The organism is Mesotoga infera, from assembly GCA_011045915.1.
In the GTDB taxonomy this organism is placed as follows: domain Bacteria; phylum Thermotogota; class Thermotogae; order Petrotogales; family Kosmotogaceae; genus Mesotoga; species Mesotoga infera_D.
Window position 1 is genome coordinate 1 of sequence record DSBT01000397.1, and the last position, 7466, is coordinate 7466.

Sequence of the window (7466 nt, forward strand, 5' to 3'; positions counted from 1 at the left end):
CTCGTATTCACCCCCCAGGGGAATTGGACAAGCAATTGAGGAATAGTAGACTAAGAAGGGGTGAATATGGATGAAGCATCCGAGAGGGAAGCAATATGATCCTGAGTTCAAACTCAGATTAGCAAGGAGTTCTTAGAGACAGACAAGACACTTGAAGAGATTGCACAAGAGAATGGAATAAGCTCCAAGACATTGAACAATTGGACTGTGAAATACAGAAAGGAAGGAGAAGATGCGTTTTTTAAGGGATCACGAGGGGGAAGTTTCATTAGAGATCTTCTCCGAGGACGGCGGACCGTCAACGGTGGACCATTTTTACTTGCTCTTTCCAACCCGCTACCCCTAACCACGGTTTCTCATAAGCCCAGATCCTGAACAGGAGCGCTTCAGGATGACGAGATGAATTGGTTCTGATCAGATTGCTTCAATGTGCTTTCTTCTCCGTTTCTTCTTCTTCTTCTTACAACTCACAACTTGCATCTTGGAACTGCTTTTCACAACGCACAGAGTTTTCTCCTAAGCAAAATTGGCTCTTTCCCCGCGAAGCGGGCACTGCGTCCTGGTGAGATCTTCGCCAGCATTGCCGTCCCACCGAAGGTGGCATCACTTACGCCGATGCTTTTCGGCGCATCACTTTCCCGGACGTTTCTCCGGGCAATACTTCCTCGCGCCAGCGAGCCTCACTTCCTGCCGGCGCCTTGCGTCTTATTCCGTTCTTTCCAACCCCCGACCCCGTCTCTATCCCTTAATTCCGTAACAAAGATGCCGTTGGTTTAAAGACCCTGATCTCATTGTGCTGCTCGATATCGGACTGAATCAGGTATTAGAAGTCCGGAACGCTTTCAAGTCTTTCATCCTAGATTCAGACGAAGATTTCCACTTTGATAACTAGACTCTATTACCGCTTCCGAGGAGTTCAATTTTCTCTTTTACTGTATCCTTGACTTTTGGTGCGGCCATCTTCAGCAAAGCGAGCTGATCTTTTAGTTCTTCGTTGTTCTTTAGAATCTCTCTTATGCCTTCGGTGAAGACGGTCTTTAGTCTTGTTCCTATGTTGATCTTAGAGAAGGCGGTTGTGGCTATGTATCGAAGATCTTCATTGGACGCGCCGCTTGAACCGTGAAGCACTAACGGAACGGGCGATACTTTGGAGATCGCGTCCACTAGATCGAGATGGATATTGGCTTCCTGTTTCTGCATGCCATGAACAGTGCCTACAGCGACAGCAAGAGCATCAACGTCTGTTTGTTCGCAGAACATGACTACATCTGAAGGATCGGTCAGGATTTCGATGGCCGATTCCCCTTCTTCACCCTTGGCGACTCGTCCCAACTCTGCTTCAACTGAAACGCCAAATGTTCTAGCGACTTTGACCACAATTCTGCTGTTGGCAATATTTTCTTCAACGGGTAGCATCGAGCCATCGTACATCACTGATGTGAATCCAGCATGGATAGATCTGAATATGAGCTCAAGACTGCTCGCGTGATCAAGGTGAGCAACGACGGGTATATCGACCCTTGATGCAACATCTTTGATAAGCGCTGCGGCCAACGTCGGTCCCCAATGCTTTATACAGGTACCTGCGGCCATGAGTATTACTGGCGATCTTGCCTCTTGTGCTGCTTCAACGATTGCTACAAGGTCCTCATAAAGATGGAAGTTGAATCCCGGGATCGCGTATTTCTTTTCTTGTGCGTCTATCAAAACATCTGTAAGCGTTACTAAAGGCATGTTATCCCTCCTGAATGTCTATCATTCTATTCTTCTCTATCAGAGAATACTCATATGAGTTCTTCTCAAAGATTTCATTCAATGTATCTGCTATTCTTTCATCGGGCAAAGTGTCGCTCGGCTGATAGTTGTCAACGCAGCGTTCAATCGCTTCATCGTCCCCGACCCCATGGGCCGCGGCAAAGGCTCCACCGAGTGCGGTTAGTTCGCTCGTAGGCAGAACCCAGATTTCCCTTCGCAGTAGTGAAGCCTTGTATTTCACTAGCAGCTTGTTCAAACTCCCCCCTCCGCCACTGATTATCGGGAGTGCTTCCTCAGTTATTCTTTCGATATTGTCAACGATTCTCTTGCTTATAGAAGCGAGGTATATGTAGGCCGACTGTATCAACTGCTCCCGTTTGAGGGAAACCGGCATCTCGAGAAGTGTTATTCCTTGCAGGCCTTCGCCTGTAACAAGATCGCCGTTCACAAGGAATAGAGGCTTCGAGTTCCATTGATCGTGTTTCTCTATTTTCGTGTTCAGCCTTTCGTAGTTTTCCTTTGTGGCTTCAAATCCGGTGAGGTTCATCAAAGACTGTAGAAGCTTTCCGTAATGCCTCACGTTGCTTTCGATGTAGTACTGAAAGTCCTTATACGCTATACCCACAGTTCCTCCGGGCATGAAGGGTCCATCGAAACTAAGGGTATCAGTATTCCCGGAGATAACCGCTGCGATTACTGAGGCAGAACCCATAGAATCGAAGAGAAACTCCCTTCCTTTAGCAAAGGCTTGCGCTGCGTAAAGACCGGTGATATGATCGTGGCCTGCGCTCACTAGAGGGATACCTTCTTCGGTCTGACCTATCTGTTCACCAGTGTATGCCAGTTTACCCAAACTGTCTTCCGTTTCACCTATATATTCTACTAGCTGAGAATTCCATCTGCGTGAGTGAATGTCTACCATAAATGATCTACAGGCCTGGCTCATGTCCCAACTAGCTTTGGCTCCCATTGAGTAGGGGAGATATGAAGAGATGGGAAGCCAGTGTTCTACTGCTTCCAGCCTAGAAGACTCTCTTTGAAAGAGAATCTTGTAAATGGAAAAGGTGTAGCTGTTGTCAACACCTGTAATCATGTAGGGAGCAAGTGTGTCAATAGACTGCTTGTGACTCTCCCAAAGTGAATAGGTGGCCCTGTCATACCACATGATCGGTTCCGACAGGACTTCTCCCTCCCTGACGGGGACAACAGTCTCGCCAAAGCTTGAGAAGGCTACGGCGGCAAGTGTGTGGACCTCACTGATTTCAGCGATTGTCTTTTTGATGTACGATCTTGCGGCCTCAAGATCGAGGAGTTCGATATTCTTCTTGCGGTTCTTGGGCGTAGATGAATGGAGAACATCGAGAATTCTTCCGTTTGACCCCAGAATGAGACACTTGATGTTCGTTGTCCCGATATCTATCCCGAGGAAGACCTTCATATTTTCACTTCCGACACAGCCACATCGCTGATAACCTTCTCCAGATCAGAATACTCAAATATTGCCGCTCCATAGTGCAGTGTGTTTGCTGCACCGCACGCCGTTGCCATCTTCAGAGCTTCCCTGTTTGACATATGCATTTCCCGGCCATATAAAAGTCCTGCAAAGAATGAGTCGCCGGATCCCACAGAGAAATCGGAGAAGAGCTTTGTTGATCTTGCCTGAAGCCTTTCATTTTCGGAAAGCCAGATACTTCCATTCTTGCCATTCGTTATTATGAGGTCTTTTATTGAATTCTCTCTTCTGAAGCTCTCCATTGACTTGAGATCGTCCTTTTCGATTCCAAAGGCTACCTTCAGTTCATCCGCGTTTATCTTCAGGAGTTCCGGGGATGCAGTTACTATCTTTGTAAGCCACGAACCCGCGATGTCTATGTTCAGGCTGCAGCCTGCCCCTCTTGCTATCTCGACAAGACGCAGTAAAGAGCCGTTCTCAAATCCTCTGGGCGCACTGCCCGAGATAACCAGGCTTATATCCGGTTCTGCATAGCTCTTGAAAAATTCCATGAACCCGTCAATTTCGTGAGGCTTCATCATCGGTCCGGGCTCGTTAATCATGAGCATTTTGTTCTCGTACTCATAGACGAGGGCCGTATTTATTCTGTTCGAATCTTCGATCCAGTAGTTCTTAGTCAGTATCCCCAAGCGGTTGCACTCATTCTCGATTATGGTACCGACCTGGCCTCCCAGGATGTTTATACAGAAGTACTCGTTATGTCCCAGAACTCTGGAGAGTACTCGTGCTATATTGAGACCTTTTCCGTCTACGAGCGTCACTACTTCATCTCCTCGCACAACGTTTGGAATCTTCGTAGGATTCTTGAGAATAACCCAGTGATCGTAGCATGGATTGAGATTAAGAATGCATGTGTTGATGTTATTCTCCTCCTTCATCATATACAATGTACTCTTTGACAAACTTAGCCGTGAATTCGTCTGTTATTAGGACGTCCGCAAATCCGCCGCGCAGAAGGCCGACAAGACCATCTACTTTGTGGTGACCAGCAGCGACAATGACTCTCTCTCCGGCATTAAGGTATTGATCGAAACTCAGATTGATACAGTTGTTCAGGATCTCCTTCTCAAACCTCTTCCCGTTTATGTCGTAGTAATGAGTCAGAACGTCACCTACGACACTGCACCTTTCGAGTTCGTCAGCATAGCTCACGTCTAGCAAGTTCTCCCTGAACATAGGAGATCTTGCTATAGAGTAACCCACGCTGCAGATGATAATATCCAGGGAGTCCCATAGTCTCTGTATGTTCATATACTCCAGGGATTCCTTCGTGTTTTCCAGCTGATGGGCATTCTCAAATATGAAGGGCAGATACATTGGAACCGCCCTGGCAGATAGCCTTGTGGCGAAATTCTGCACAATATGGTTGATGTTGAACCTCTTGTCGGCCAGCCTTGCCGTGCCGCCCGACAAAGGAATTAGGTGCCAGTCGGGTCTTTCTAGCTTCTCAATAGATTCCGCAACGGTGAAGATTGTGTTGCCCCAGCCAAGGCCAATATTGAGAGGCTTTTCGGGCAGTGTTTTGAGATACTTGCTGACTTCTCTAGAAAGAGCTTTTAGAATCGTCTTTTCATTTCTTGCTCCTCTTGCAATGAACATCTTCTTCAGACCGTATTTCTCACTGAAAAAGTCCTCGTATTCCTGTCTAACGGATGTCTTCACTGAAGGTTGCTCAACTTCAATATGTACAATTCCTCTTTCTTGGGCCATCTTTAGGTATTTGCTAATCTGTACTCTCGAAACGCCGTACTTATTAGCAATATCCTTCTGAAGCATCCGCTTCACATAATAGTCGGTCGCAACCTCGAAAAGCAATTCGTCACTAATCATCCATTACTCCTTAACAGACCCACTAACCAGTCCAGTGATAAAGAACTTCTGCAGGATCATGAATATTATAAGTGGTGGAATCGTTGCAAGTATCGATCCTGCGAACAGTGGGCCCCATCTAGTCTGGTACTGGCCCACAAAAAGCTGAAGAAACGTTGGAATAGTCTGCTTTGATTTTGTTGTGAGTATCGACATGGAGTACATCAGTTCACTCCAGGAGAACAAGAAGGCGTAGACTCCAACTGCCGCTATTCCCGGGAGGGTAATCGGCAATATGATCTTTCTGAATGCTTGACCGAAAGTGCAGCCGTCGATTTTCGCGGCTTCTTCGAGAGATTTCGGTATCGATAGGAAGAAAGTTCTCATGAACATAATCGAAATTGGAGTCGTAAACGGCAAATATGACAGTATTAGGCCGGTGTATGTGTTCAAAATGCCGAAGTTGTTGAGTGTCTTGAATATCGGCAATAGAAACACGACAAGCGGAAGCATCTGGAAGACCATTACTCCCGCCAGTAACGGTCTCTTATACCTGAATTCATATCTCGCAAACGCATATGCTGGAAACAGGCCGATCAATATAGAGAAGAACATCGTTCCCGTTCCAACGATAACGCTGTTCTTGAAGTAAGACCAAAAATTCATGTCGGCAATCTTGTCGAAGTGCTCTCTTGTTGGTTCGAAAATGAAGTACTTAATTGGATAGGCATAGATGTCTGGATAGGTCTTTATCGCGGTAAGGATTAGCCAGACAAAGGGAAAAGCTATTACCACCGACAGAAATATAAGGAGCGAATATGTGATGCCCTTCTTGACTTTCTTCTTTTTACTTCTCTTCATCTCGCTTCCTCCTTTGTAATGTTTCTCAGGAAGACGAATGCGATAGCAAATATTGCAATGAACAGGATATTTGAAAGTGCGGCGGCCTTGTTGAATTCAAGGAACCTGAATCCGAGTTTGTATATATAGGTCACAACAGTCTCGGTGCCGTAACCTGGGCCGCCTCCTGTCATAATGTATATAAGGGGGAAGTAGTTGATCGTCCATATTATTGTCAGCATAAGAGTTGTCATTATTACCGGTTTCAGTTGTGGGATAGTGATTCTCCAGAACCTTTTGAGGGAATTGGCTCCGTCGATCTCGGCCGCCTCGTAAAGATCAGGTGAAATCGTTTGAAGACCTGCCAGGAAGAACATTCCAGAAAGGCAGAAGCCCTTCCAGACATTTGCGATGATTACCGACATCATCGCCATGTTCTCAGAACCCAGCCAGGGTATGTAATCGTTTATTATGTGCAATTTGACAAGGACATCGTTAAGTACTCCATACATGTCGTTATACATCCACTTCCACATTACTCCTGCCACAATATCCAGTGTGGCCCACGGGAGAATAAGGATGATACTTCTGAAGATAATCTGTCCTCTCGTCGATTCATTTAGAAGCAGGGCAACCAGGAGTCCCAGGAGAAGCTGTCCAAGAATGCTTCCAACTACCCAAACTACCGTGTTTGCCATGGCTCTGCCAACTACCGGATCGGTGAAGACTCTATAGTAGTTCTGAAGTGTGAACTTACCCTCTTCAGTTGTGAAACTGTTATAGATGTTTGAGCCTATAAGAAAGATGAAGAGCAATACTATGATCAAAAGATAAGGCAGTATCATTTTAAACGCTGTCTTCTCTTCTCTTGCGAGTCTACTCATTCGATTTCAACCCTTTCATTCAGGCATTATGAAAGGGGCGAGCAAGGGCTCGCCCCATGGAAAGTTTATCACTTGCCAAGTATTGCATTGACGTTTGCTTCAGCTGTATTAATTGCATTTTCAGGTGTTGCTTTTCCAAGGAGTACGTCCTGGATCATTATCTGAATCTGCTCGGAGACCTGTGGATACTGAGGGATCGGGGGTCTAGATACTGCGTGCGGGAATGTCTCGAAAATGACTTTCCACTTTTGATCCTGAAGTACCGGTGCGGCAAAACATACATCTTGTCTGGAAGGCATTGGACCGCCCTTCGCTTCAATCCATGTCATCCAGGTATCGAAGCTAGTAAGGAATTTCGCAAGTTCCCACGCGTTTTCCTTATTCTTGCTTGCCGATGGAATGACAAGTGCCCATCCGCCTAGAACGCTTGCGGGTGTTGCTCCGTATGGGTGAAGAGAGACGGTATAGTTGTCAACTATCGCAGGGTTTGCCGTCTCGATCAGCGGGAAGGACCATGGGCCGCCAACAGCCATTGCAACTCTGTTCTGAGCCATCATATTTCTGTAGTCGTCTTCATTGTAGGTAACTGCATTGGGGCTGACGCCATAAGTGAGGGCGAGGTCAGTGTAGAACTTGAGAGCCCTGAGACCTTCGGGGGTATTGAA

The 7466-nt window shown here is 46.4% G+C and carries 7 protein-coding genes and 1 pseudogene; 1 reads left to right on the forward strand and 7 read right to left on the reverse strand.

Features of this window, described 5'->3' with window-relative positions; all coding sequences use genetic code 11:
• Nucleotides 1-114 precede the first annotated feature (114 nt).
• Nucleotides 115-375, forward strand: a pseudogene (locus tag ENN47_12820) (helix-turn-helix domain-containing protein).
• Between the two features lie 513 nt (nt 376-888).
• Here the strand turns inward: ENN47_12820 and ENN47_12825 are convergent.
• The 7 genes from ENN47_12825 to ENN47_12855 all read right to left on the reverse strand — a co-directional run.
• The gene (locus ENN47_12825) at nt 889-1734 is read right to left on the reverse strand and encodes a class II fructose-bisphosphate aldolase (protein HDP79031.1); all 846 of its coding nucleotides are present in this window, start codon (nt 1732-1734) and stop codon (nt 889-891) included.
• A gap of 1 nt (nt 1735) precedes the next feature.
• Nucleotides 1736-3193, reverse strand: coding sequence for a sugar kinase (locus ENN47_12830; GenBank protein HDP79032.1), 1458 nt, complete (start codon nt 3191-3193; stop codon nt 1736-1738).
• Nucleotides 3190-4146, reverse strand: a complete 957-nt coding sequence (locus tag ENN47_12835) for a ribokinase (protein HDP79033.1) — start codon at nt 4144-4146, stop codon at nt 3190-3192. The genes ENN47_12830 and ENN47_12835 overlap by 4 nt, the downstream gene beginning before the upstream one ends.
• Nucleotides 4130-5098, reverse strand: coding sequence for a transcriptional regulator (locus tag ENN47_12840; protein ID HDP79034.1), 969 nt, complete (start codon nt 5096-5098; stop codon nt 4130-4132). The genes ENN47_12835 and ENN47_12840 overlap by 17 nt, the downstream gene beginning before the upstream one ends.
• A gap of 3 nt (nt 5099-5101) precedes the next feature.
• On the reverse strand, nt 5102-5938 hold the full coding sequence (locus ENN47_12845) for a carbohydrate ABC transporter permease (GenBank protein HDP79035.1): 837 nt from the start codon (nt 5936-5938) through the stop codon (nt 5102-5104).
• Nucleotides 5935-6801 (reverse strand): sugar ABC transporter permease, encoded by an 867-nt coding sequence (locus tag ENN47_12850; GenBank protein HDP79036.1) that lies wholly within the window; start codon nt 6799-6801, stop codon nt 5935-5937. The genes ENN47_12845 and ENN47_12850 overlap by 4 nt, the downstream gene beginning before the upstream one ends.
• A gap of 68 nt (nt 6802-6869) precedes the next feature.
• A partial coding sequence (locus tag ENN47_12855) for an extracellular solute-binding protein (GenBank protein ID HDP79037.1) occupies nt 6870-7466 on the reverse strand: 597 nt, incomplete at its 5' end.